The sequence below is a fragment of the Jannaschia seohaensis genome (assembly GCF_900116765.1).
In the GTDB taxonomy this organism is placed as follows: domain Bacteria; phylum Pseudomonadota; class Alphaproteobacteria; order Rhodobacterales; family Rhodobacteraceae; genus Jannaschia; species Jannaschia seohaensis.
Window position 1 is genome coordinate 581,951 of record NZ_UETC01000002.1, and the last position, 24,123, is coordinate 606,073.

The window sequence follows — 24,123 nt, forward strand, 5'->3', positions numbered from 1 at the left end:
ACCTAATCCGATCCCGCCCGCCCCTCAACCGCCCATGCGGCAAGGACCTGCTCCAACAGCCGCCACATCGCCGCGCCGTCGGGCGTTTCGGCGATTTCGGAGGCGACTGGCAAAGCCGCGGCCACGGCCGGGCTGAGCGCCAGCAGCCGAAGGCGCGGCCAGGCGTCCTTTGGGCAGGCGGCGGCGAACAGCGCCGCGGTCCGCGGAGAATAGAGCGGCACGATGGCCGGGCCTCGCAGAGCGCGGCGGCCGGCGTCGCTCAGCGGCACGGGCACCTGATCGTAGATCACGGCATCCCGCGCGGTGAGCCCGCGGGTCCGCAGATCCGCCGCGAGATTGCCGCGCTGCACCGCCCCCCGCAGATGCAGCAGCGGCGGCGCATCCGGCGGGATCGCCACAGCCAGGGACGCGGCGTCGGTCGCCACGCCCATCACCCGCAGGCCCGCCGCTTCCGCCGCGCGCGCCGTGCGCGGCCCCACGCACCAGGCCGGGCGCCCTTCGTCCCCTCCGAGCGCGCGGTAGGCCGCGACACCGTTGGCCGAGGTGAAGATCAGTCCCGGGGCCAGATCCGGCAAGGACTCGGCAGGGACGATCCGCATCAGCGGGGCCTCAACAACCTCCACGCCGCGCGCGCGAAGACAAGCCGCCAAACGGGCCGAGGCCTCGGCGGGCCGGGTCAGGAGAACGGGCGGCACGATTGTTCCCCCCTCGCGCAGACCATAAGTGGAGAGGACACGATGGAATCCAGCGGCGCATGGCACAAGACCTCACCATCCTCGGACTCGAAAGCTCCTGCGACGACACGGCCGCGGCGGTGACGCGCGGGCGGGCGATTCTGTCCAATGTGGTTCTGCGTCAGGACGACCTGCACGCGGCCTTCGGCGGCGTCGTCCCCGAAATCGCCGCCCGCGCCCATGCCGAAAAGATCGACCTCGCGGTGGAGCAGGCGTTGGCCGAGGCCGGGCTGCGCCTGAGCGACTGCGACGCCATCGCGGTGACGGCCGGGCCAGGCCTGATCGGCGGCGTGCTGGCGGCGGTGATGTGCGCCAAGGGGCTGGCGGCGGCGACCGGCCTGCCGCTGGTCGGCGTGAACCACCTGGCCGGGCACGCGCTGACGCCGCGGCTGACCGATGGGCTGGCCTTTCCCTACCTGATGCTGCTGGTCTCGGGCGGGCATTGCCAGTTTCTGAGGGTCGACGGCCCCGACGCCTTCGCCCGCCTGGGCGGAACGATCGACGACGCGCCGGGCGAGGCGTTCGACAAGGTCGCCCGGCTGCTGGGCCTGCCCCAGCCCGGTGGGCCTGCCGTCGAGGCCGAGGCGGCGCGCGCCACCGGCACCGTTGCCCTGCCCCGGCCGCTGCTGGACCGGCCGGGCTGCGACCTCTCCTTCTCGGGCCTCAAGACCGCGGTTCTGCGCGCCCGCGACCAAGCGGTCGCCGCCCATGACGGTCTGCCGCGCGCCTTGCGTGCCGATATCTGCCACGGCTTCCAGTCCGCGGTGCGCGATGTGCTGGCCGAGAAATCCCGCCGCGCCATCGAAGCGAGCCCCGGCATCACCGCCTTCGCGGTCGCTGGCGGGGTGGCGGCCAACGGCCCGCTGCGCGCGGCGCTGTCGGAGGTGGCGGAGGCGGCCGGCCTCCCGTTCACCGCGCCCCCGCTCGGGCTCTGCACCGACAACGCGGCGATGATCGCCTGGGCCGGAAGCGAGTTGTTTGCCGCGGGCCAGCGCGACGACCTGACCCTGGCGGCCCGTCCCCGCTGGCCGCTGGACCGGACCGCCCGGCCGATGCTTGGCTCCGGCAAACGCGGGGCAAAGGCGTGACCCGGCCGGGGCGCCTGCCCGTCGAGGCTACGCGATGATCGCCGTCCTGGGCGCAGGCGCCTTTGGCACGGCGCTGGCCGTGACCCTCGCCGCGAACGGCCCCGTCCGGCTCTGGGCACGCGACGCAAGCTCCCTGCTTCGAGACCGCGTCAGCCCCCGCCTGCCCGGCATCCACCTGCCGGACGCGGTGTGTCCGACGGGCGATCTGGACGAGCTCGACGGACACGACCTTCTGCTGGCCGTGCCGATGCAGCAGCTGCGCAGCCTGCTGCCGCGTCTCTCGGACCTTCACGTGCCCCACGCCGTGGCCGCCTGCAAAGGCATCGACCTTCAGACCCTCCAAACCCCCGCCGATCTCATCGCCGACGCCCTTCCCGACACTGTCCCAGCTCTCCTCTCCGGCCCCAGCTTCGCCGCCGATATCGCGCGCGGCCTGCCCACGGCGCTGACGCTGGCCTGCGCCTACGACGCGGCTGGCGCGCGCCTGCAGGCGGCGCTCTCGACGCCGACGCTGCGCCTCTACCGCAGTACCGACATGACCGGCGTGGCGCTGGGGGGCGCACTCAAGAACGTCGTCGCCATCGCCTGCGGCGCTGCCATCGGGGCCGGGCTGGGCGAGAGCGCGCGCGCCGCGCTGATGACCCGGGGCATGGCCGAGATGATGCGGCTCAGTACCGCCTTGGGCGCGCGGCCCGAGACGCTGATGGGGCTGAGCGGCCTGGGCGATCTCGCTCTCACCTGCGCCTCGCCGCAGTCGCGCAACTTCGCCCTGGGCCTCGCGCTCGGCCGGGGCGATCCGCCGCCCGACGCCACCACCGAAGGCGTCGCCACCGCCCGCGCCGCCTTGCGCTTGGGCGCGCGGCACGGCATCGACTTGCCGGTAACCCAGGCCACTGCGGGCCTGGTGGACGGCACGCTCACGGTCGAGACCGCCATCCAGAGCCTGCTCGCCCGCGACCTGACCACGGAGACACCGCCATGATGCACGCCCTGATCTGCACCGACAAACCCGGCCACCTGGAGGTCCGGAAGGCCAATCGCGATGCCCATCTCGCGCATCTCAAGGCCGACGCCCATGTCGTCCAGGCCGGTCCGTTCGTGAACGCGGACGGAGAGATGTGCGGCTCGCTGATCCTCTTCGACACCGACGACCGCGCCCATGTCGAAGCCTTCGCCGACGCCGACCCCTACGCCAAGGCGGGGCTCTTCGAGGATGTCCGGATCGAGACCTGGAATCGGGTCATCGGCGGATGAGATACTGGCTCTTCAAGTCCGAGCCCGGCACCTGGTCGTGGGACGACCAGGTCGCCAAAGGCGATGCGGGCGAGGAGTGGGACGGGGTGCGCAACTATCAGGCGCGCAACGTCATGCGCGAGATGGCCTTGGGCGATCTGGGCTTCTTCTACCATTCCCAGGCGGAAAAGGCCGTCGTCGGCATCGTCGAGGTCTGCGCCACGTCGCATCCCGACAGCACGACCGATGACGACCGCTGGGACTGCGTCGACATCCGCGCGGTTGAGCCTTTGCCCACCCCCGTGACCCTGGCCCAGATCAAGGCCGAACCCGACTTGGCGGAGATGGCGCTGGTGCGTCAGGCGCGCCTTTCGGTGCAGCCGGTGACCGAGGCGGAATGGCGGGCCGTGCGTAAGATGGGCGGGCTCGATTGACGCAAGGGAACCAGACGGGCGCGACGGGGTTTGACTTGCGCAAGGAGGGCCCGGTCATGCCAACCCATCGCGTAATCCATGTCGAGAACATCCGCCACGACCCGCTGCTCGGTCGCCTGTCTGGAACGGTGATCCACCGCGACCCCGAGGGCGACCTGATGCGCCAGACCGTCACCACGCCGGTGGAGAAGCCGAGCCTCGCGCATGCCGAGGCCGAGGCGCATCTGCGCCGGGCCGCCGACCAAGGCTGACCCGGCGCCCCTGGACAAGCCGCGATCCGCCCCCTACCCCGCCGGCACGTCCCTCTCAGCCGGAGTACCGCATGTCCGACGAACGTCTCATCGTGGCCCTCGACGTGCCCGACGCCCTGTCGGGTCTGCAACTGGCCGACCGGATCGGGGACGCGGTGTCGTTCTACAAGATCGGTCTGGGGATGCTGACCGGCGGCGGGCTCGCGCTCGCGCAGGAACTCAAGGACGAGCGCGGCAAGCGCATCTTCCTCGACATGAAACTCTTCGACATCGGCGCGACGGTCGAGGCCGCCGTGCGGGGCCTGTCGCGCTTCGATCTCGACTTTCTGACCGTCCATGGCGACCCGCATGTGGTGACCGCCGCCGCTCAGGCGAAGGGCGACATGAAGATCCTGGCCGTCACGATTCTTACCTCGCTGGACCGCGCCGATCTCGATGACGGGCTGATGGTTCCGGGCGACGTGCCGGACCTGGTGGTCGAGCGCGCCGCCCGCGCCTTCGCCGCGGGAGCCGACGGGGTGATCGCCTCACCGCAGGAAGCCGGCGCCATCCGCGCCCTGCCCGAAGCCGAGGGCCGACTGATCGTGACCCCGGGCGTGCGCCCCGCGGGCGCGGCCCGGGGCGACCAGAAGCGTGTGACGACCCCGGCCGAGGCACTGCGCGCCGGCGCGGATCATCTCGTCGTCGGCCGCCCCGTCCACGCCGCGCCCGATCCGGCCGAAGCCGCGCGCGCCATCCTCTCCGAGATCGCGGACGTCTGACCGGCGGAGGCGCCGTCAGGACGGGGCCCCGCCCCCCTCATCACGGGTTTCCAAATACTCAAATCCCGACCGGCGCGCCGCGCGCACCGGCCGGTTCGCGCGCGCTCAGCCCGCCAGCTTGGCCAGCCGCGCCATCAGCGACGATGTGTCCCAGCGGCCTCCATCCATCGCCTGCACGTCCTTGTAGAACTGGTCGATCAGCGCCGTCGCCGGCAGCGGCGCGCCGATGGTCTCGCCCTCGGCGAGGCAGATCGCGAGGTCCTTGCGCATCCAATCGACGGCGAAGCCGTGGTTCCACTCCCCCGCGAGCATCGTCTTGTGGCGGTTGACCATCTGCCAGGATCCGGCCGCGCCGCCCTGGATCACCTCGACCACCGCTTCGCCGTCAAGCCCGGCCTTCTGCGCGAAGAGCATCGCCTCGGAGAGCCCCTGCAAAAGCCCGGCGATGCAGATCTGGTTCACCATCTTGGTCAGCTGGCCCGCGCCGATCTCACCCATCAGCCGCGTGGCCTTGGCATAGGCCGCCATCACCGGATCGGCCCGGTCGAAATCCGCCTGGGCGCCGCCGCACATGATGACGAGCTGCCCGTTCTCCGCTCCGGCCTGGCCGCCCGAGACCGGCGCGTCGACGAAAGCGATGCCCTTGGCCCCCGCCGCCTCGGCCATCTCGCGGGTCACGCCCGCCGAGACGGTGGTGTGATCGACGAAGAGCGAACCCTCGCCCATCCCGGAAAAGGCCCCGTCCTCGCCCGTGCAGACCGCGCGCAGGTCGTCGTCATTGCCGACGCAGGCAAAGACGATCTCCGCCCCCTCCGCCGCTTCGCGCGGCGTCGGCGCGGACCGGCCGCCGTGCTTGTCTGCCCAGGCCGCCGCCTTGGCCGCCGTGCGATTATAGACGCAGACCTCGTGCCCGCCCCCCGCAAGATGTCCCGCCATCGGGGCGCCCATCACGCCCATCCCCAAGAATGCCACCCGAGCCATAGCCAGCCCTCCCTTTGCATCGTCATTCGCCCCCGGTTAGATGCCTTTCCGGGGCGAAGGGTCAACATGAGGGCGTGCGCGCATGGAAAAGCTCTTCCGCTGGTCGTTCCGAGCGGTGACGTTCACGCTGCTGCTCGGCGGGGCCGCGATGCTGCTCGCGCTCTGGCTGACCTCGCGCTCGATCCCCGATTACGACCGAACCGAAGAGGTGCGCGGGCTCAGCGCGCCGGTCGAGATCGTGCGCAACACCCACAACGTGCCGCATATCTTCGGCGAGACCGACGCGGATGTGTTTTTCGCCCTTGGCTACGCCCATGCGCAGGACCGGCTTTGGCAGATGACGCTCCTGCGGCGCACCGCCCAGGGCCGCCTGTCGGAGCTGTTCGGCCGCCGGACGCTGAGGACCGACGAGTTGCTGCGCCGTCTGGGTCTCTACCGCGCCGCCCGCCGCTCCGCCGAGGTGCAAGCGCCCGACGTGACCGCGATGCTGGAGGCCTATGCCGCCGGGGTGAACGCCCGCATCGACGTCATCAACCGCGATGCCTCGGGCCGGGGGGCGCCGGAATTCTTCCTGTTCGAGCCGCAGATCTCCCCCTGGCGGCCGGCCGATTCCATCGCGCTGGCCAAGCTGATGGCGCTCCAACTCTCGGGTCATGTCGGCGAGGAGGTGCTGCGGGCGCGGGCCTCCCTGGTGCTCGACGACGACCGCCTGGCCGACCTGCACCCGGACGCGCCCGGCGACGGCGTGGCGGAGCTGGCCTCCGCCCGCGATCTCTTCCCGACGCTCCGCCCGACCGACCACGCCTCGGTCCGGCCCGACATGTGGCCGGTGCCGCGCCGGGGCCTGGAGGGCGCCTCCAACGTCTTCGCCGTCGCGGGCGACCACGCGGCCGCGGGCGGCGCCCTGCTCGCCACCGACCCACATCTGGGCCTGCAAGCGCCCACGCTCTTCTACCTCGCGCGGCTGGAACTCAGCACCGGCGGCGTGATCGGCGCGACGATCCCGGGCATGCCGGTCATGCCCGTCGGCCGCTCCGAGGCGATCGGCTGGGGCCTGACGACCAGCTACATGGACGACCAGGATATCCTCATCGAAGAGCTCAACCCCGAGAACCCCGAGCAATACCGCACCCCGGACGGCTGGGCCGAATTCGAGACCGAGCGCGCCATCGTCACCATCGCCGACGACGCGCCCGTCACTCTCACCCTGCGCCGCACCGTCAACGGGCCCGTCCTGACGGCCAGCCAGTTCGACCTGGGCACGGTGACGCCCCCGGGCCATGTCGCCGCGCTGGCCTGGACCGGCCTGTCGGAGGCGGACAGCTCCCTGCGCGCCGGACTGGAGCTGATGCGCGCCCGCTCCATCGAAGAGGCGATCACGGCGACCCGCCATCACATCGCCCCGGCGCAGAACCTGATGCTGGCCGGACAAAACCGCATCGCGATGCAGGTGATGGGCCGTCAGCCCGACCGCGATCCCGCGCACCAGTCCCAGGGCCGCATCCCCGCCCCCGGCTGGATCGAGGCGAACCGCTGGAAGGGCCTGCGCCCCTTCACCGACAACCCGGTCTGGCTCGACCCGCCTTCGGGCCTGTTGGGAAATACCAACAACAAGGTCGTCGACCGGCCCTTCCCGGGCCATATCAGCTTTGTTTGGGGAGACACGCAGCGGGTGCAGCGCATGGAGCGGCTGATCGAAGGCCGCAACATCCACACCCGCGAGAGCCTGATCGAAGCGCAGCTCGACACGGTCTCGAATGCCGCGCGCTCGCTCTTGCCGCTGGTCGGGGCCGACCTCTGGTTCACCGGCGAGGCCGCCCCCGACGGCACACCCGAGCGGCGGCGGCAGACCGCGCTGCAGCTGCTGGCCGCCTGGAATGGCGAGATGTCCGAGCACCTGCCCGAGCCGCTGATCTACGCGGCCTGGATGCGCGCCCTCCAGGACCGGCTGATCCGCGACGAGATCGGCCCCCTGGCGGATGAGTACACCAGCCTCCAGCCGATCTTCATCGAGCGCGTCTACCGCAACACGAACGGCGCCGCAGCCTGGTGCGACGTGATCCAGTCCTCGGTCGTCGAGACCTGCGCGGATATCGCGCGCCTGGCCCTGGACGATGCGCTGCAATGGCTGGATGAGCGCTATGGGGGGCGGGTGGAGGCCTGGCGCTGGGGCGATGCGCACGAGGCGCGGCACGATCATACCGTCCTGGGCGATATCCCATTCCTCGGGGCCTTGGTGAATATCCGCCAGTCCAGCTCGGGCGGTGACAACACCCTCCGCCGCGGGCGGTTGTCGGGCGAGTTGCCCGACCCGTTCGCGAATGTGCACGCGGCGGCTTTCCGCGGGGTCTACGATTTCGCCGACCCCGATAGCAGCGTGTTCATCACCGCGACCGGCCAGTCGGGCCATCCGCTCTCGCGTCATTACGACGATCTCGGGGAGCTCTGGCGCCGGGGCGAATACATCCCGATGACGCTGGACCCGGACCTCGCGCGCGCCGGCGCAGTGGGCATCACCACCCTGACGCCCGAGCGGTGACCGGCAGCGGCGGGGGGAATCCCCACCCTACGCGGCCCGTAGGGCGGGGGTTACCCCGCCTCCAGCGCCTTGCCCAGCCGCGGGAGCTTGGCCCGCTTCAGCAGCGGCCGGAGCGGCTGCGCCTCACCCGACAGCGCCACGGCCGTCGCGCGCACCCGTTCCACGGCGGCGGCCACAGCGTCGGGCGCCGCCAGCCACAGCTCCATCAGGAACGCGTCGGGCGCCTGGAGCGCGATGCCTTCGGCCGCGACCTCGCCGCGCGGAAAGTCCCGAACGTTCAGCGTCACCAGCCGATCAGCCCCCGCATCCGAGGCCGCCGCAAGGACATGGACGTCATTCGGGTCGGGCAGCCACATCCGCGCCTCGGTCGCCGCGCCGGGCCGGACCTCCGCCTCGGGCCAGCGGGCGCGGAGCGCGGCGATCTCGCCGCGGGCCACGGTCTCCCCATCGGGCAGCTTTCGCGCCGCACGCGCCCATTCCTCCAGCACCCGCGGCGACCAGAGCGGCCGATAGAGTTCCGCCCCCGCGCAGCCCAGGAGCACCTCCCGCAACACCGTCGGATAGAGGACGCAGGCGTCCAGGAAGACCTTCACGGCAGCAACCGGAAGGTCAGCGCCTTGAGATAGCCGCTTTCGGCCAGCTGCGGATGGACCGGGTGGTCCGGCCCGGCAAAGCCCGTCCGGATCAACTGCGCCTGTCGCCCCGCGCGGCCGATCCCACGAATGCAGGCGGCGCGGAATTTCGTGAGCTCCGCCGCATGGCTACAGGAACAGAGCGTCAACGTGCCTCCGGGCGCGACCAGGGGCGCGGCCAGCTTGGCCACCCGCTCATAGGCACGCAGTCCGGCGGTCAGGGCGGGCTTGGCCGGCGCGAAGGCCGGCGGGTCAGCCACGACGAGATCGTAGGTCTCTCCGTCCTCGGCCAAGGCGGCCATCTGCGCGAAGGCATCCCCCTTGCGCGTGATCAGGGACCGGCCCATCGCGCGCGCCCCGCCCAGCGCGAGGTCCAGCGCGGGGGCGGAACCGTCGATCGCGGTGGCCTCCGTCGCGCCGGCAGCCAGCGCGGCCAGGGCGAAGCCGCCGACATGGGAGAAGACATCGAGAACGCGCGCGCCCTCGGCCAGCCGCGCGACGAAGGCATGGTTGGGGCGCTGGTCGTAGAACAGGCCCGTCTTCTGTCCGCCGGTCAGATCCGCGAGATAGATCGCCCCGTTCATCGGCACCTCGACGGGCGCATCGACGCCGCCGGCGAGCCAGCGGCTGGCATCGTCCAGCCCCTCGGAGGTCCGGGCCCGACCGGAGGCGTTCAGCAGAACGTGGCGGAGACCAAGGGCCTGGAGCGCCGTGGCGAAGTCGTCGGCGCGCAGGTCGGCCCAGGCCGCATTCGGCTGAAGCACCGCGATGTCGCCGAAGCGGTCGATCACCACGCCGGGCAACCCATCGGCCTCGGCATGGATCAACCGGTAGAAAGGCGCGTCATAGAGCCGATCCCGCAGCTGGGCGGCGACGCGCAGGCGCGTCTCGATCCAGCGGGCATCGATAATTGCGGCCGGGTCGCGGTCGAGCATCCGCGCGGCAATGCGCGAACCCATGTTGACGGCCGCGAGGCCGAGCGGACTGCGCTCCGCATCCTCCAGAACCGCGAGAGAGCCGGGGGCAAGCGCTCGGCTGCGGCGGTCCGCGACCACGTCGTCGAGATAGGCCCAGGGATGTCCGTGACGAATACGCTGGGCGTCGGCCTTGGGCCGCAGGCGCAGGGAGGGAAGGTCGGTCATGCCCCCGCCTATCGCGGGGGCAGGTCCAGGATCAATCCACGGTCACACGCGGGCAGTGCGATAACCGGGACGCAGGAGCCCGACCAGCTTGCCGATCAGGCGTAGGAAATGGGCGGAACGGAGGGCGCGGGCGCGGCTCTCGATGGTAACGATATCGATTTCAGGGTGGGTCATTTCGGCTGTCCTCGGTTGCTCGATCAGGATCAGTGAAGGAGCTATGGTCGCGACCTGCAGACTACCAATGCCGAGCCTGAAACCCTGTCTTGCACCCGCAGCATGGCACCTGCAGCATCGCCTGGGCATCTGGGCATCGCGCCGCAAGGCGCGGCGGCGTGCCGGGTGATCGGCGAGAGGCGACGTCACACGTGACCGGACCGCGCCCGGCCGGCACAGCCCTGGTGCCGCCGGTCGCGCCATGCGGCCCGGAACACCGTTCGGCCGGGTCGTCGAACCGCCTGCGTCTCGGCCACCGAGCTCTGCCGGTTGGTTCGGGTCGCGCGTCTGGGACGCGCGATGCCCCGCGATTGCGTCCCCCTTACAGACCCGGTCAGACGAATTAGACGTCAGGTCAGATCCGAGAGATCCGGCAAGTCGGGCAGATCCGGAAGATCCGGAAGATCCGGCAGAGCCAGGGGATCGTCCTCTTCGGGAAGATCGGGGAGATCGGCTAGGTCTGGAAGGTCGGGCAGATCCGGGAGATCCGCCGCCGCGTCCCCGCCCGACAGCGGCGCCGTGTCTGGATCCGGCATGTCCAGCCCGGCGGCGGCCGATCGGTCGGCGCCGGGCAGCGCAAGCGACGGGGCGCGCCCCGGCAAGGGCACATCAGCGTCGTCTCCACCCATGCTCCGGTCCACCGGGCAGCCCGGATCGGCCATGAGCCTCACGGCCCGCGCCGCCCCGAAACGCCCCAGACGGGCCGAGAGCGTCAGGCCATAGGGCATCCGCGCCCGGGCGGCCCGCCCCCGTCCCGAGGCGCCGGAGATCAGGCGAAGGTCCTCCAACGGCATGCCGTCCAGCGCGATCACGTCCCCGGGTGCGAGTCCCACGAGATCGGCCAGGGTCATCCGCACCGGCGGCAAAACCGCGTCCAGCCGCACCGGCGCGCGCCGGGCCGCCATCTCCATCGCCGCCGCCCAATCCGGGTCGGGCAACGAAATCTCCTCGTCCACGCGCGATTCGTCTGAAGCGTTGGCGGCGTCCGGCAGCAGCAAGTCAATGCGCGCCGGCCGCACCCCATCGCCCAGGGCGACCTCCAAGGTGACCGTCAGCCAGGTGGACGCGGTGAGCGCGACGGGAAGGGAGCCGGTGCCCGCGAGGAAGGTCCCCGTACGCATCGGGCCAGGGCGCGGGCCGAAATGGTCGCGGGGCAGCTGAGACGCCACCTCTTCCAGCAGGGCGGTGGCGAAGGGCTGGGACAGGGCCGCGTCGATGCGGGTCGGCCGCCGCGCGGGCCGGGCCGGCCCGTCGATACGGCCGATCGTCTGAAGCTCCACCAGGCTGTCGACCAGGGCCGGGTCGAGAACCAGCGTCCCGGTGGCCACGGCGAGCGCCTCCGGCCCCGGGCGCGGACTGCCCGGCGGCAGGAGCGGATCGACCATCAGGCAGAGGCCCAGCGGCGGCAGCGTCTCGAACGCGGCCTCGGCCGAAAGCGTGGCCGAGCGCCGGGCGGTAACCGACAGGCCCAGGCCCGACAGCCCATCCGCCACCCGGAACGCGGCAGTGGCGAGCGCCCGCTCCACCGGAGAGGGCGTGGCATCGCTCACGGCGGGTGCGACGTCGCCGTCACAGCCGGCCATCCGGCGAAGGAGAAGGGAGGATCGGGAGATCGGCATGACTCGCGCAGACAGGCTGTTGCCCCTCCGTTCTGCGGGATTCGAGTTAACGAACCGTTGCTAGATCTCCGACAGGCGCCCCGACTTGCAAAAGCGGCAGACGAACCCGGAAGGCCCCGCCCCCGCGTCCGGGCAAATAGTCGATGCCGCCGCCCAGCCGCGCCATCACCTCGCGGCAGATGGCCAGACCCAGCCCGGCGCTCCCCGCCGAAGACTGGTCGCTGAGGCGGGCGAATTTCTCGAAGATCAGCCCCCGGTCGCGCGGCGCGATGCCCGCCCCGTTGTCGATAAAATCGACGCGCAGCTCGCCTCGGGCCTGGCTGACCTCGATGCGCAGCTCCGGCCGGGCCGCATCGCAATACTTGGCCGCATTGGTCACCAGATTGATGAAGACCTGCGCCAGCCGGTCGGCATCCGTGACGATCTCGATGGCCTCCGCCTCCCGGTCCCGGATCACCTGCAGGCGCGCCGCCGCCGCGGAACTCGATGCCATCACGGCGCGGTCGATCACCGTGGAGAGGTCCACGCGCGCGGCGTTCAGCTCCACCTGCCCGTTCTCCAGCACGCTGAGATCGAGCAGATCGTCGAGCAGCCGCGTCAGCCGTTGGCTCTCTTCCAGGATGATCCCGCTATATCGCGCCTGCTCCGTCTCGTCCAAACCGCCCCCGCGCAGGATCTCCGAGAAGGCGCGGATCGAGGTCATCGGCGTGCGGAGCTCGTGGCTGACCTGGCTAAGGAAGGCGTCCTTCTGCTGGGCGAGCAGGGTCAGCTTGTCGTTGGTTTCACGCAGTTCGCGCGCGGTGCGGGTCAGCTCGGCCTCGCGGGCCTCCAGCCGGGCTGAATATTCCATGACCTGCGCGGTCTCGTCGGCCACCGCGATGAGATCCTCGACCGAAACGGCCGAATCGCCCGTGATGCCGGAGACCATCGCATGGGCCGTCGCCGCGCCGACCGAGCCCGACAGCTCCCGCTCCAGCCGCTCGATCAGCGCCGGGGTCGGCTGCGGCAGATCGCTCGGGCGGCCCTGGGCGCGGGCCTCGGCGGCGAAGATCGCCTGCGCCTCGCGCGCGCCCAGGATCCGCTGTGCCATGATCAGAAGCTCATCCGCCCCGGCGCGCCCGCCCGCGCGCGCCCGCGGCGCGGCGGCGCGGTCGAAGACCTGCACGAAGCGCGGTGCCTGAAGCTGCTCCATCGGTGAGGGGCGCGAGGCCAGGGAGACCGCGCAGAAAGCCATGCAGTTGAGCCCCAGCGTCACGATCACCGCCGAGAGCAACGGGTCGCCAGAGATCCCGAACATCGCCTGCGGACGCAGCCAGGACAGGCCCCAGGGGCCTTCTGTCATCAGCGGGCTGCCCTCGGCCCCGAAGACCGGCACCAGCATCGTCCAGGCCCAGAGCGCGAAGCCCGTCACGATCCCCGCCGCCGCCCCGCGCGCCGTCGCGCCCCGCCAGAACAGCCCGAAGACCAGCGCCGGCAGCACCTGGGCCATCCCCACGAAGGAGATCAGCCCGATCGAGGCCAGGGCCGCCGTGCCGCCCGTCACCTGGAAATAGAGATAGCCCAGCCCCAGCACAGCGAGGATCGAGAGGCGCCGCGCCCGCAGGATCACCGTGCGCACATCGCCCGAGATCTGCGCGCCCTGCGGCTCCCGCGAGGCGAGCCAGAGCGGCATGACGATGTGGTTCGACAGCATCGTGGCCAGCGCCACGGCCGCCAGGATCACCATCGACGTGGCCGAGGAGAAGCCGCCGAGGAAGGCCAGCATCGCCAGCCCGTCGCGCCCCTCCGACAGAGGCAGCGTCAGCACGAAGAGATCGGGGTTCGAGCCCTCGGGCAGGCGCGCGAGGCCGATCACGGCGATCGGCACAACGAAGAGCGACATGGCCATGAGGTAGAGCGGGAAGGCCCAGGAGGCCGTGATCAGGTGCCGCTCGTCGGTGTTCTCGACCACCAGCACCTGGAACATGCGCGGCAGGCAGATGATCGCCGCGGCCGAGACCGCAATCAGCCCCGCCCAGCGCCCCGGCGCCGCGGTCCAGTCGGAGATGGGCGAGGCGTCGATGGCGCTCAGCACGGCGGCCGGCCCACCCGCGAGGCCCCACACCACGAAGACGCCGACCGACAGCAGCGCGACCAGCTTGACCACCGCCTCGACCGCGATGGCGCCGACGATGCCGTGATGGCGCTCGCCCGCATCCAGGCGCCGGGTGCCGAAAATGATCGTGAAGATCGCAAGCCCGACCGCGACCCAAAACGCCGATCCGGCCAGGTCGGTGCTGGAACCGCCGGGGGCGAAGACCCCGAAGGAGGATGTGACCGACTGCAATTGCAGCGCGATATAGGGCGTCGTGCCGACCACCGCGAGCAGCGTCACCAGCACCGCAAGCCCGTTCGACTTGCCATAGCGGGAAGAGATCATGTCGGCGATGGAGGTGATCCGCTCCGCCCGGCCGATCGCGACCAGCTTGCGCAAGACCCACCACCAGCCGACGAAGACCAGGGTAGGGCCGAGATAGATGGTGATGAACTCCAGCCCCGAGCGCGCCGCATAGCCGACGGCCCCGTAGAAGGTCCACGCCGTGCAGTAGACCGACAGCGACATGGTATAGATCCAAGGCCCGCGCAGCAGCGTCAGGCGCCCCCGCTCGGCCGCGCGCTCGGACAGGAACGCCACGACGAACAGGAACGCGACATAGGTCAGGCAGATCGCCAGGAGCAGGTTCAGCGTGAGCATGCCGCCCTAGCCGTCGCTGGAAGAGCTGTCGGTCTTCGCAAGCGCCCGGGCGACGCAGACCGCCAGCGCCACCAGCAGGGCCCAGGCGCCGAACAAATACAGCCCCCAGGGCCGCGTTGCCCCCTGCCCCGCCTCCGGATCCGCCAGGATCAGATCCGGCAGGAGAATCAGAGCCAGTCCGAAGACCGGCAGCAGACACGCGGCATCGCGCACCCGGTCGCGGCGCCAGGCGCGGCGCTGCGCATCGGAAGCGGCACGGCTGGGCCGGATCGGGGCGCCGCGCATCGCGCTCAGCCGGGCCGCGCGGGAATGTCGAGACCGCTGAGTTCCGCCACCGCCGAGAGCAGATCGGCATTCGAGAACGGCTTGGTCATGAAGCGGCTCACGCCCAGGGCCTCGGCCCGCTCCCGGTCCTTGGCCTGGCCCTTGGCGGTCAGCATCAGGACGGGCAGCTCGGGCCGCGGACCGGAGCGGATCTCGCCCAGGACGTCGAACCCGGATTTGCCCGGCAGCATCACGTCAAGCACCACGACATCGGGCGCGTGCCGCGCCACGGCCTCCAGCGCCGTCGCCCCATCCGAATGGGTCGAGACCCGGAACCCTTGGCGCTGAAGGATGAAGGACAGGGCCGTCGCGATGTTCGGCTCGTCCTCCACCAGCAGCACGCGGGGCCGTGCGGACTGGTCGAGTTGGGTCAAGACAGGCCTCCCCCTGAATTGCACCTTTTCCTTAGCCTCACCTACCAAAAGGCTTCTGTCCAGGGGGGGACGCGGCGCTCAGCCCGGCAGGACCGACGGCTCCCGCCGGGCGGCGCAGTCGCCGCGGGGACAGACCCGGCAGCCCGGCCCGACGGGCACGGCCGGTCCGGTCTCGCGCACCGCGCGGGTCAGCAGCATCGTCGAGCGCGGCGTCGGCACCGCGTCGAATCGCGTCTGCGGCAGCGGCGCGGCCACCGCGTGAGCGATCCAGGTCGCGCCGTCCGGCATCTCCAGCCGCCGCACCAGGGCACGGCCCGGCTGCGACAACGCCTCGTAGAGCGGCCAGAGCGGGCAGCCCGCCCCGATGACCGGCAGGCTGAACCCGGCCACGGCCTTGCGCCGGATCAGGGCGCCCGAGGCATCGCAGACGACCAGACCGCGGGCCGGATCCGTGACGCCGAGGCGGCGCAGCACAAGGGCGGCATCGCCGCGCGCGGCCTCCAGCAGGTCGTCGGGCTGCTCCGCCTCGGCGAGGATCTCCAGAGGCAAGCGCGCCGCGTCCTCCGCATCCGCGGTCAGCACCTCGGCGGCGAGCGCCCTTGCCTCGGGACTGGCCAGCCCGGCCACCAGCTCAGGAATGGCATCGGCGCCCCGCGCCTCCAGCTCCGCGAAGGCGTGATCGCGGCCGTCGAGGAATTGCGCGACGGTCTCGCTGGGCGTCAGGCGGGCCTCGTCATTGCCCGCCCCGGCGCGGTCGAGATAGCTGACGACCGCCTCCGCCCCATCGGCCAGACGGCGACTGTCGGCGTCGAGATTGGCGTGGAAGCGGCGCAGCCAGTTGGCGTCGATTTCCGGCGTGCTCGCCAGGATCGAGGCGGTGGAACGGACGACGGCGACGGTAGAGAGCAACTCGTGCATCGCTTCGGCCAGGGCCGGGTCGTGGGACAGCCGGTCCGACAGCGCCTCGATCGTATCGGCCTGCGCCGCCAGCCGCTCCGCCTGGGCGGCGATCACGCGGGCCCAGCCGGGGTAGCGGCGGGCGAACTCGGCGGCGGAGGTCAACTCCTCCGAGGGCAAGTTCTGGGCCGCGCCCGCCGCGCGCAAAACGTCCAGAAGCGATTCGTCCACATCGGCCGAAAGCATCGTGCGCGAGACATCGAGCGCCTCGGCGATCCGCCCAAGCAAGGCGCCGCCGATCGGGCGCCGATCATGCTCGATCAGGTTAAGATAAGAGGCGGAAATGCCTGCCTCAGCCGCCAGATGCGCCTGCCGGATGCCCAAGGCCAGCCGCCGCTCGCGGATGCGCCCGCCGGTCGAGCCACGTCCCTTTGTTGCCACCGCGTCGATTCCCCCCGGTTTTCTCGGCACTTGCTGCGTCCGCAAAAACGGGTTCGCCGCATCCGCGCGCAAATGAATTTACAACCTAGGCCGAAATCCTGTCATTGTCTTTACAAATAAGGCACTGCTGCGTCAGCCGCTTGTTGAAACGATTTCGGATCCGGGCAGATACTGAGCTCGGCCTGTCAACGACCGGCACCCGTCCGCGTAGGGAGACGTGGGCGGAGCACAACCATCAGGGAGGTCTTCAATGACCAAGTCGAACTTCACGCGCCGCGGCGTGTTGAAGACCGGGGCCGTTGCCGGCGCCGGCCTCGCAACACCCACGATCTTCACGGGCGCGGTCTGGGCCGACGCCCATTCCGGCTTTACGAACGCGCCCCAGGGCGACACAGTCACGCTGGGCTTCAACGTCCCCCAGTCCGGCCCCTATGCCGATGAAGGCGCCGACGAGCTGCGCGCCTTCGAGCTTGCCGTCGAGCACCTCAATGGCGGCGGCGATGGCGGTATGCTGAACACCTTCTCCTCGAAGGTTCTGGACGGCACCGGCATCATGGGCAAGCGCGTGGAGTTCGTCACCGGCGACACCCAGACCAAGTCCGACGCCGCCCGCGCCTCCGCACGCTCGATGATCGAGAAGGACGGGGCGATCATGGTCTCCGGCGGCTCGTCCTCGGGCGTGGCCGTGGCCGTGCAAGCGCTCTGCCAGGAGGCCGGCATCATCTTCATGGCCGGTCTGACCCACTCCAACGACACCACCGGCAAGGACAAGAAGGCCAACGGCTTCCGCCACTTCTTCAACTCCTACATGTCGGGCGCCGCGCTCGCGCCGATCCTGGCCGCGCAGTATGGCACGGACCGTAAGGCCTACCACCTGACAGCCGACTACAACTGGGGCTACACCACCGAGGAAGCCGTGCGCTCCTCGACCGAGGCCCAGGGCTGGGAGACGGTGAACTCGGTTCTGACGCCGCTGACGCAGACGGACTTCTCGTCCTACATCGCGCCGGTGCTGCAGTCGGACGCCGACGTTCTGGTGCTGAACCACTACGGCGGCAACATGGTCAACTCGCTGACCAACGCCGTGCAGTTCGGCCTGCGCGACCGGATGGTCAACGGCAAAAAGTTCGAGATCGTCGTGCCGCTCTACTCCGAGCTGATGGCGCGCGGCGCGGGCGAGAACATCGCCGGCATCCTCGGCTCCCAGAACTGGGACTGGAAGCTGGAGAACCAGCTGGGCGCCAAGTATGCGGGCACCAACGCCTTCGTGCAGTCCTTCGGCACCAAGTACGGCTTCCCGCCGTCGCAGGCCGCGCATACCTGCTATGTGCAGACGCTGCTCTATGCCGACGCCGTGACCCGCGCGGGCTCGTTCAACCCCTGCGCCGTCGTGGAGGCCCTGGAGGGCTTCGAGTTCGACGGCCTCGGCAACGGCCCGACCCTCTACCGTGCCGACGACCACCAGTGCTTCAAGGACGTGGTCGTGGTGCGCGGCAAGGAGAACCCGGAGAACGAGTTCGACCTCGTGGAGATCGTCGAGGTCACCCCGGTCGACCAGGTCACCTACGCGCCCGACCATCCGCAATTCGCGGGCGGTTCGCTGGGCACCTGCAACCCGGGCGCCTGACGCCCGGGCCGTGCGCGCGCCCTCGGGCGCGCGCCTCCTCCCGACATGATCCGCGGGGAACCGGCATCCGGTCTCCCGCCCCCCGCGCTCCGGCCCGTCTGCGGGCCGCCACTCTCATCGCGCGCCCACCCCATCCAGCGGAGCTGCTCAGATGGAAGCCATTATCCTCCAAGTCCTGAACGGGTTGGACAAGGGCTCGGCCTATGCGCTGATCGCCCTGGGCCTGACCCTCATCTTCGGCACGCTCGGCGTCGTCAACTTCGCCCACGGCGCCCTCTTCATGCTGGGCGCGTTCTGCGCCGTCACCTTCTCGCGCCTGATCCAGGTCTCCCACACCGTCATCGACGAGACGCAGAAGGACTTCCTGGGCAATCCGCTGAAGGTCGACGTCCCCTATATCTACGATTTCTTCGGGCAGGCCGCCGGCGACGTGATGATCGACTGGGCCGTTCCGCTGTCCATCCTGATGGCGATCCCGGTGATGATCGGGATCGGCGTGCTCATGGAGCGCGGCTTGATCAAGCACTTCTACAAGCGCCCCCATGCCGACCAGATCCTGGTGACCTTCGGCCTGGCGATCGTCCTGCAGGAGATCATCAAGTATTTCTACGGCGCCAACCCGATTCCGACGCCCGCGCCCGACGCGCTGGTCGGCAGCTTCGACTTCGGCGTGATGCTCGGCTTCGATCCGGGCGGGATCGTCTATCCCTACTGGCGTCTGGTCTACTTCCTCTTCGCCGCAATCGTCATCGCCGCGGTCTTCGCCTTCCTCCAGTTCACCACCTTCGGGATGGTCGTGCGGGCCGGCATGGCGGATCGCGAGACGGTCACGCTTCTGGGCATCGACATCGACAAACGCTTCACCATCATGTTCGGCCTCGCGGCCGCGGTCGCGGGCTTGGCGGGGGTGATGTATACCCCGATCAACTCGCCCAACTACCATATGGGCATGGACTTCCTGGTCCTGAGCTTCGTGGTGGTCGTGGTCGGCGGCATGGGGTCGCTGCCCGGCGCGGTGCTGGCGGGCTTCCTCCTTGGCATCATCGAGGCCTTCGCCTCCATGCCAGAGGTGCTGAACGTCCTGCCCGGCATCAACCAGATCATCATCTACCTCGTGGCCATCGTCGTGCTGCTCACCCGCCCCCGTGGCCTCATGGGCCGCAAGGGCGTGATGGAGGACTGAACCAATGACCGATCAAACGTCCAATGCGGGGGCCGTGCGCCCCCAGACATCCAAAGCCGAGAAATCGGGTCTCTTCGGCCTGCGCGGCAAGGACGCCTCGCTGCTGATCCTGGTGGCGATCCTGACGCTCTGCGCGCCCTTCATCCTGAACCCCTTCCCCGAAGGCTCGGCGATGGCGCAGTTCAACGCGGGCTACCCGGACCTGATGCAGCGCTTCGTGATCTTCGGGATCTTCGCCATCGGCTTCAACATCCTGTTCGGGCTGACCGGCTACCTCTCCTTCGGCCATGCGGCCTTTCTCGGCGTGGGCTCCTATGCGGGCATCTGGTCGATGAAGCTGCTGACGCTGAACGTGATCCCCTCGATCCTGGTCTCGATCGTCGTCGCGGGCCTCTTCTCGCTGATCGTCGGCTGGATTTCGCTGCGCCGGTCGGGGATCTACTTCTCGATCCTGACGCTGGCCTTCGCGATGATGTCCTTCGCCCTGGCCTACTCGGTGCTGACGCCCATCACCGGCGGCGAGACCGGGTTGCAGCTGAAATATTTCGACCCGCGCATCCTGGATGGCGCCCTGGCCGAAGGCACGACGCCGCGCGCCAATCTCTTCGGGCTCGAAATGGGCACCTCCTATGAGCTTGCCGTGGGCAACTGGCTCTTCACCTTCAACGCGGGCTACTACATCGCGGCGATCTGCATGCTGGCGGCGTTCTACCTGTCGATCCGGATCTTCCGCTCGCCCTTCGGCATGATGCTGCGGGCGGTGAAGTCGAACCAGCAGCGCCTGAACTACACCGGCATCTCGCCCAAGCCCTACACCCTGGCGGCCTTTGTGATCTCGGGGATGTATGCGGGCCTCGCGGGCGGCCTTCTGGTGGCCATGGACACCCAGGTCGGCGCGGAGCGGATGTTCTGGACCGCCTCCGGCGAGGTCGTGCTGATGACCATCCTCGGCGGCGCGGGCACCCTGATCGGGCCGGTGCTTGGCGCGGGTTTCATAAAATACATGGAGAACATCGTCTCGACCATCAACAAGACGACGCTGGAAGGCTGGTTCGCCTTCATGCCCGACGGGCTGTCGGACGTCTTCGTGACGATCGTCTATCCCTTCGTCGGCAAGGGCTGGCACCTGACGCTGGGCCTGCTGTTCATGGCCGTCGTCATCTTCCTGCCGGGCGGTCTGGTGCAGGGCGGGCAGAAGCTGGCCGCGATGTTCCGCCGTGACAAGTCCGGCACCGGCGCAACCAAAGCGGCGAAGGAGTGATCCGATGGGCATCCTAGAAGTCAAGAATGTCGGCAAGCGCTTCGGCGGTCTCCAGGCCCTGAGCGACGTCAACCTCTCGGTCAAGGAGGGCACCGTCCACGCCATCATCGGCCCCAACGGGGCGGGCAAGTCCACCCTGCTCAACTGCCTCGTGGGCAAGCTGATCCCCGATACCGGATCGGTCAGCTTCGAAGGCCAGTCGGTGCTGGGGCGCAAGCCGCACGAGATCAACCAGATGGGCATCTCCCGGGTGTTCCAGACGCCCGAGATCTTCGGCGACCTGACGGTCATGGAGAACATGATGATCCCCTGCCTCGCCAAGCGCGACGGTGCCTTCTCCATCTCCGCCTATGGCGCGATGATGGACGACCGCGAGATCGTGGAGCGGGCCGAGCACATGCTCGAGGACATGCGGATGATCGACAAACGCGAGATGCATGCCTCCTCCATGTCCCGGGGCGACAAGCGCCGGCTGGAGATCGCGATGTGCCTCGCGCAGGAGCCGCGGCTCCTGTTGCTGGACGAACCCACGGCGGGCATGGCCCGGGCGGACACCAACAACACGATCGACCTGCTGAAGGAGATCAAGGAAACCCGGCCGATCACCATCTGCATCATCGAGCACGACATGCATGTCGTCTTCTCGCTATCCGAGCGGATCACGGTCCTGGCCCAGGGCACGCCCCTGGTCGAGGACACGCCCGACAAGATCAAGGGCCACCCCAAGGTCCGCGAAGCCTATCTGGGCGAGCAGTCCGGCCATTGACGGGAATGGCGGGGAGACCCCCGCCCTACCCATCCCGTAGGGCGGGGGTCTCCCCGCCGTCCCCAGGAGGAAACCCATGAACGTCAAACCCGACTTCACCCGCAGCGCGAACCAGGCTGCGACCGCGCCGGCCTATTTCTCGATCCACGACATCCACGCCTATTACGGCGAAAGCTACATCGTCCAAGGCGTCAGCTTTAACGTCCACGAGGGCGAGATCCTGGCCCTGCTCGGCCGCAATGGCGCGGGCAAGACCTCGACCTTGCGGGCTTGCGCGCGCGTCGGATCGCCAGAGCTTCGCAAGGGCGAGATCTGGCTCGACCACCAGCCGCTCCACACGATGAACGCGAACCAGGCCGCGCAGGCGGGCCTGGGCCTCGTCCCCGAGGATCGGCGCATCATTCCGGGGCTAACGGTGGAGGAAAACCTCAAGCTCGCCCAGATCGCGCCGCCGCTGGGCTGGTCGATCGAGCGTGTCTACGAGCTGTTCCCCCGCCTGGGCGAGCGCCGCAAGCAGGAGGGCGTGACCCTCTCAGGCGGCGAGCAGCAGATGCTGTCCATCGCCCGCGCGCTCTGCCGCGACATCAAGGTGCTGCTGCTGGACGAGCCCTATGAGGGCCTCGCCCCTGTCATCGTCGACGAGATCGAGAAGACCCTGATCGAGGTGAAGAAGCTCGGCATGACCACCGTGCTCGTCGAGCAGAACGCGATCCGCGCCTTGGAACTGTCGGACCGGGCCGTCATTCTCGACACCGGCGGCGTCGTCTTCGACGGCTCCGCGGCCGAGGTGCTGGCCGACGAATCGCTCCGGGCCGAATATCTGGCGATCTGACCGCCGATCTGTCAGACCCCTACCCGAGGGCGGGGCCCGCAGGGGCCTCGCCCGGACCGACGAGGAGGACCCCATGCTCGACGACAAGACCCCGACCTACCCGCCATCCGACGAGATGGCCGCCGCCGCCCATATCGACCGTGCCAAATACGACGAGATGTATGCCGCTTCCATCGCGGACCCCGAGGCGTTCTGGAGCGAGCACGGCAAGCGGATCGACTGGATCAAGCCCTATACGAAGGTGAAGAACACCTCCTTCGCGCCCGGCAATATCGACATCCGCTGGTTCGAGGACGGCACCCTGAACGTCGCCGCCAACTGCATCGATCGGCATCTGGCGGAGCGCGGCGACCAGACAGCGATCATCTGGGAGCCGGACGATGCCGAGGCCGGGGCCCAGCACATCACCTACAAGCAGTTGCACGCGCATGTCTGCAAGATGGCCAACGTCCTCAAGAAGATGGGCGTGGGCAAGGGCGACCGGGTCGTGCTCTACCTGCCGATGATCCCGCAGGCGGCCTATGCGATGCTGGCCTGCGCGCGGATCGGGGCGATCCACTCCATCGTCTTCGCCGGCTTTTCGGCGGATGCGCTGGGCGCGCGCATCAACGGCTGCGACGCCAAGGTCGTCATCACCGCCGACGGCGCGCCGCGCGGCGGCCGGGTCACGAACCTCAAGGACAACGTCAACAAGGCGCTGCTCCATTGCGACGATGCGGTCCAGTGCCTGATCGTCAAGCGCACCGGCCAGCAGGTCGCGATGCGCGCGTCCGGGGACCACTGGCTGCACGAGATGGAGGCCGAGGTCTCCAACGACTGCCCGCCCGAGGAGATGGGCGCCGAGGATCCGCTCTTCATCCTCTACACCTCCGGCTCCACCGGCCAGCCCAAGGGCGTGGTGCACACCACCGGCGGCTACATCGTCTACGCGTCGATGACCCATGAATATGTCTTCGACTACAAGGACGGAGAGGTGTTCTGGTGCACCGCCGATGTGGGCTGGGTGACGGGCCACAGCTACATCGTCTACGGGCCGCTGGCGAACGGCGCCACGACGCTGATGTTCGAGGGCGTCCCGACCTACCCGGATGCCGGCCGGTTCTGGAAGGTCTGTCAGGACCACAAGGTCGCGCAGTTCTACACCGCGCCCACCGCGATCCGCGCGCTGATGGCCAAGGGCAACGACTACGTCACCAAATATGATCTGTCGTCGCTCCGTATTCTTGGCACGGTGGGCGAGCCGATCAACCCGGAGGCCTGGAACTGGTATAATGAGGTCGTGGGCGGCAAGCGTTGCCCGATCGTCGATACCTGGTGGCAGACCGAGACCGGCGGCCACCTTCTGACCCCGCTTCCGGGCGCTATCGCGACCAAGCCCGGCTCGGCCACCTTGCCCTTCTTCGGCGTCCATCCCGTCGTGCTGGAGCCGACCAGCGGCGAGGAAATCCACGAGACCGCGACCGAGGGCGTGCTCTGCATGAAAGACAGCTGGCCCGCGCAGATGCGGACGGTCTGGGGCGATCACGCGCGGTTCGAGAAGACCTATTTCTCGGATTACAAGAACTACTACTTCACCGGCGACGGCTGCCGCCGGGACGCGGATGGCTACTACTGGATCACCGGCCGGGTCGACGACGTCATCAACGTCTCGGGCCACCGCATGGGCACCGCCGAGGTCGAGAGCGCTCTGGTCGCCCATGAGAAGGTCGCCGAAGCGGCCGTGGTCGGCTACCCGCACGAGGTCAAAGGCCAGGGCATCTATGCCTATGTGACCCTGATGGAGGGGCAGGAATATACCGACGATCTCCGCAAGGAGCTGTCGGACTGGGTTCGCGCCGAGATCGGGCCGATCGCCAAGCCTGACCTGATCCAGTGGGCGCCGGGCCTGCCCAAGACCCGCTCGGGCAAGATCATGCGGCGTATCCTGCGCAAGATCGCCGAAGACGATTTCGGCGCGCTGGGCGACACCTCGACCCTGGCCGACCCGTCGGTGGTGGACGATTTGATCGAGAACCGGATGAACCGGAAGGGCTGACCCGTCCGTCCGACCGACCGGA

The 24,123-nt window shown here is 69.4% G+C and carries 23 protein-coding genes; 13 read left to right on the forward strand and 10 right to left on the reverse strand.

What is annotated here, in order from left to right:
• Positions 1-2: 2 nt before the first annotated feature.
• Positions 3-695, reverse strand: coding sequence for a uroporphyrinogen-III synthase (locus DTQ71_RS07550; RefSeq protein ID WP_170125333.1), 693 nt, complete (start codon positions 693-695; stop codon positions 3-5).
• Positions 696-754: 59 nt separating this feature from the next.
• Between DTQ71_RS07550 and tsaD the strand changes: the two genes are divergently transcribed.
• From tsaD to pyrF, 6 genes are all read left to right on the forward strand, one after another.
• Positions 755-1,822 carry a tRNA (adenosine(37)-N6)-threonylcarbamoyltransferase complex transferase subunit TsaD gene (gene tsaD, locus DTQ71_RS07555; protein ID WP_109563652.1) on the forward strand — a complete coding sequence of 356 codons (1,068 nt, stop codon included), beginning with the start codon at positions 755-757 and terminating at the stop codon, positions 1,820-1,822.
• A 34-nt stretch (positions 1,823-1,856) separates the two neighbouring features.
• Entirely contained in the window at positions 1,857-2,804 is a 948-nt protein-coding gene (locus DTQ71_RS07560) for an NAD(P)H-dependent glycerol-3-phosphate dehydrogenase (RefSeq protein ID WP_109563653.1), read from the forward strand.
• Positions 2,801-3,076, forward strand: coding sequence for a YciI family protein (locus DTQ71_RS07565; RefSeq protein WP_109563654.1), 276 nt, complete (start codon positions 2,801-2,803; stop codon positions 3,074-3,076). Before DTQ71_RS07560 ends, DTQ71_RS07565 begins: the two co-directional genes overlap by 4 nt.
• Positions 3,073-3,489, forward strand: a complete 417-nt coding sequence (locus DTQ71_RS07570) for an EVE domain-containing protein (protein ID WP_109563655.1) — start codon at positions 3,073-3,075, stop codon at positions 3,487-3,489. The genes DTQ71_RS07565 and DTQ71_RS07570 overlap by 4 nt, the downstream gene beginning before the upstream one ends.
• A 56-nt stretch (positions 3,490-3,545) precedes the next feature.
• Positions 3,546-3,740, forward strand: a complete 195-nt coding sequence (locus DTQ71_RS07575) for a hypothetical protein (RefSeq protein WP_109563656.1) — start codon at positions 3,546-3,548, stop codon at positions 3,738-3,740.
• A gap of 71 nt (positions 3,741-3,811) precedes the next feature.
• On the forward strand, positions 3,812-4,501 hold the full coding sequence (gene pyrF, locus DTQ71_RS07580) for an orotidine-5'-phosphate decarboxylase (protein WP_109563657.1): 690 nt from the start codon (positions 3,812-3,814) through the stop codon (positions 4,499-4,501).
• A gap of 105 nt (positions 4,502-4,606) precedes the next feature.
• Here the strand turns inward: pyrF and DTQ71_RS07585 are convergent, their stop codons facing one another.
• Positions 4,607-5,482: an NAD(P)-dependent oxidoreductase gene (locus tag DTQ71_RS07585; protein WP_109563658.1), complete on the reverse strand. Its 876-nt coding sequence runs from the start codon at positions 5,480-5,482 to the stop codon at positions 4,607-4,609.
• Between the two features lie 82 nt (positions 5,483-5,564).
• On the opposite strand from DTQ71_RS07585, the gene DTQ71_RS07590 reads away from it, so the two are divergent.
• Entirely contained in the window at positions 5,565-8,021 is a 2,457-nt protein-coding gene (locus tag DTQ71_RS07590) for a penicillin acylase family protein (protein WP_109563659.1), read from the forward strand.
• A 50-nt stretch (positions 8,022-8,071) separates the two neighbouring features.
• Here DTQ71_RS07590 and DTQ71_RS07595 read toward each other — a convergent pair whose 3' ends face one another.
• From DTQ71_RS07595 to DTQ71_RS07625, 8 genes are all read right to left on the reverse strand, one after another.
• On the reverse strand, positions 8,072-8,614 hold the full coding sequence (locus tag DTQ71_RS07595) for an RSP_2648 family PIN domain-containing protein (protein ID WP_109563660.1): 543 nt from the start codon (positions 8,612-8,614) through the stop codon (positions 8,072-8,074).
• Complete coding sequence (locus tag DTQ71_RS07600) at positions 8,611-9,795, reverse strand: RSP_2647 family RNA methyltransferase (protein ID WP_109563661.1); 1,185 nt, start codon at positions 9,793-9,795, stop codon at positions 8,611-8,613. The genes DTQ71_RS07595 and DTQ71_RS07600 overlap by 4 nt, the downstream gene beginning before the upstream one ends.
• 42 nt (positions 9,796-9,837) lie before the next feature.
• Positions 9,838-9,969 carry a hypothetical protein gene (locus DTQ71_RS24575; protein WP_281271227.1) on the reverse strand — a complete coding sequence of 44 codons (132 nt, stop codon included), beginning with the start codon at positions 9,967-9,969 and terminating at the stop codon, positions 9,838-9,840.
• Positions 9,970-10,358: 389 nt separating this feature from the next.
• Complete coding sequence (locus DTQ71_RS07605) at positions 10,359-11,591, reverse strand: flagellar motor switch protein FliM (protein WP_146204815.1); 1,233 nt, start codon at positions 11,589-11,591, stop codon at positions 10,359-10,361.
• 82 nt (positions 11,592-11,673) lie between these two features.
• On the reverse strand, positions 11,674-14,361 hold the full coding sequence (locus DTQ71_RS07610; RefSeq protein ID WP_109563663.1) for a sensor histidine kinase: 2,688 nt from the start codon (positions 14,359-14,361) through the stop codon (positions 11,674-11,676).
• A 6-nt stretch (positions 14,362-14,367) separates the two neighbouring features.
• Positions 14,368-14,646, reverse strand: coding sequence for a hypothetical protein (locus DTQ71_RS07615; protein ID WP_109563664.1), 279 nt, complete (start codon positions 14,644-14,646; stop codon positions 14,368-14,370).
• A gap of 5 nt (positions 14,647-14,651) precedes the next feature.
• A complete protein-coding gene (locus DTQ71_RS07620) occupies positions 14,652-15,059 on the reverse strand; it encodes a response regulator transcription factor (protein ID WP_109563665.1) in 408 nt (135 codons plus the stop codon).
• Positions 15,060-15,137: 78 nt separating this feature from the next.
• Complete coding sequence (locus DTQ71_RS07625; RefSeq protein WP_109563666.1) at positions 15,138-16,397, reverse strand: short-chain fatty acyl-CoA regulator family protein; 1,260 nt, start codon at positions 16,395-16,397, stop codon at positions 15,138-15,140.
• 250 nt (positions 16,398-16,647) lie between these two features.
• On the opposite strand from DTQ71_RS07625, the gene DTQ71_RS07630 reads away from it, so the two are divergent.
• The 6 genes from DTQ71_RS07630 (at position 16,648) to acs (ending at position 24,101) form a co-directional block, all read left to right on the forward strand.
• Positions 16,648-18,024 (forward strand): substrate-binding protein, encoded by a 1,377-nt coding sequence (locus DTQ71_RS07630; protein WP_109563667.1) that lies wholly within the window; start codon positions 16,648-16,650, stop codon positions 18,022-18,024.
• 151 nt (positions 18,025-18,175) lie between these two features.
• Positions 18,176-19,207, forward strand: coding sequence for a branched-chain amino acid ABC transporter permease (locus tag DTQ71_RS07635; protein WP_109563668.1), 1,032 nt, complete (start codon positions 18,176-18,178; stop codon positions 19,205-19,207).
• A 4-nt stretch (positions 19,208-19,211) separates the two neighbouring features.
• Positions 19,212-20,468, forward strand: coding sequence for a branched-chain amino acid ABC transporter permease (locus DTQ71_RS07640; RefSeq protein WP_109563669.1), 1,257 nt, complete (start codon positions 19,212-19,214; stop codon positions 20,466-20,468).
• A gap of 4 nt (positions 20,469-20,472) precedes the next feature.
• Positions 20,473-21,234, forward strand: coding sequence for an ABC transporter ATP-binding protein (locus DTQ71_RS07645; protein ID WP_109563670.1), 762 nt, complete (start codon positions 20,473-20,475; stop codon positions 21,232-21,234).
• Between the two features lie 76 nt (positions 21,235-21,310).
• Positions 21,311-22,066 carry an ABC transporter ATP-binding protein gene (locus DTQ71_RS07650; protein WP_109563671.1) on the forward strand — a complete coding sequence of 252 codons (756 nt, stop codon included), beginning with the start codon at positions 21,311-21,313 and terminating at the stop codon, positions 22,064-22,066.
• Between the two features lie 73 nt (positions 22,067-22,139).
• Positions 22,140-24,101 carry an acetate--CoA ligase gene (gene acs, locus DTQ71_RS07655; protein WP_109563672.1) on the forward strand — a complete coding sequence of 654 codons (1,962 nt, stop codon included), beginning with the start codon at positions 22,140-22,142 and terminating at the stop codon, positions 24,099-24,101.
• The last annotated feature ends 22 nt before the right edge of the window (positions 24,102-24,123 follow it).

Excerpts from the sequence above, each read along its gene's own strand:
- tsaD (WP_109563652.1), top strand. The coding sequence starts at position 755 with ATGGCACAAGACCTCACCATCCTCGGACTCGAAAGCTCCTGCGACGAC.
- DTQ71_RS07560 (WP_109563653.1), top strand. The coding sequence starts at position 1,857 with ATGATCGCCGTCCTGGGCGCAGGCGCCTTTGGCACGGCGCTGGCCGTG.
- DTQ71_RS07565 (WP_109563654.1), top strand. The coding sequence starts at position 2,801 with ATGATGCACGCCCTGATCTGCACCGACAAACCCGGCCACCTGGAGGTC.
- DTQ71_RS07570 (WP_109563655.1), top strand. The coding sequence starts at position 3,073 with ATGAGATACTGGCTCTTCAAGTCCGAGCCCGGCACCTGGTCGTGGGAC.
- DTQ71_RS07575 (WP_109563656.1), top strand. The coding sequence starts at position 3,546 with ATGCCAACCCATCGCGTAATCCATGTCGAGAACATCCGCCACGACCCG.
- pyrF (WP_109563657.1), top strand. The coding sequence starts at position 3,812 with ATGTCCGACGAACGTCTCATCGTGGCCCTCGACGTGCCCGACGCCCTG.
- DTQ71_RS07585 (WP_109563658.1), bottom strand. The coding sequence starts at position 5,482 with ATGGCTCGGGTGGCATTCTTGGGGATGGGCGTGATGGGCGCCCCGATG.
- DTQ71_RS07590 (WP_109563659.1), top strand. The coding sequence starts at position 5,565 with ATGGAAAAGCTCTTCCGCTGGTCGTTCCGAGCGGTGACGTTCACGCTG.
- DTQ71_RS07600 (WP_109563661.1), bottom strand. The coding sequence starts at position 9,795 with ATGACCGACCTTCCCTCCCTGCGCCTGCGGCCCAAGGCCGACGCCCAG.
- DTQ71_RS24575 (WP_281271227.1), bottom strand. The coding sequence starts at position 9,969 with ATGACCCACCCTGAAATCGATATCGTTACCATCGAGAGCCGCGCCCGC.
- DTQ71_RS07605 (WP_146204815.1), bottom strand. The coding sequence starts at position 11,591 with ATGGCCGGCTGTGACGGCGACGTCGCACCCGCCGTGAGCGATGCCACG.
- DTQ71_RS07610 (WP_109563663.1), bottom strand. The coding sequence starts at position 14,361 with ATGCTCACGCTGAACCTGCTCCTGGCGATCTGCCTGACCTATGTCGCG.
- DTQ71_RS07615 (WP_109563664.1), bottom strand. The coding sequence starts at position 14,646 with ATGCGCGGCGCCCCGATCCGGCCCAGCCGTGCCGCTTCCGATGCGCAG.
- DTQ71_RS07630 (WP_109563667.1), top strand. The coding sequence starts at position 16,648 with ATGACCAAGTCGAACTTCACGCGCCGCGGCGTGTTGAAGACCGGGGCC.
- DTQ71_RS07635 (WP_109563668.1), top strand. The coding sequence starts at position 18,176 with ATGGAAGCCATTATCCTCCAAGTCCTGAACGGGTTGGACAAGGGCTCG.
- DTQ71_RS07640 (WP_109563669.1), top strand. The coding sequence starts at position 19,212 with ATGACCGATCAAACGTCCAATGCGGGGGCCGTGCGCCCCCAGACATCC.
- DTQ71_RS07645 (WP_109563670.1), top strand. The coding sequence starts at position 20,473 with ATGGGCATCCTAGAAGTCAAGAATGTCGGCAAGCGCTTCGGCGGTCTC.
- DTQ71_RS07650 (WP_109563671.1), top strand. The coding sequence starts at position 21,311 with ATGAACGTCAAACCCGACTTCACCCGCAGCGCGAACCAGGCTGCGACC.
- acs (WP_109563672.1), top strand. The coding sequence starts at position 22,140 with ATGCTCGACGACAAGACCCCGACCTACCCGCCATCCGACGAGATGGCC.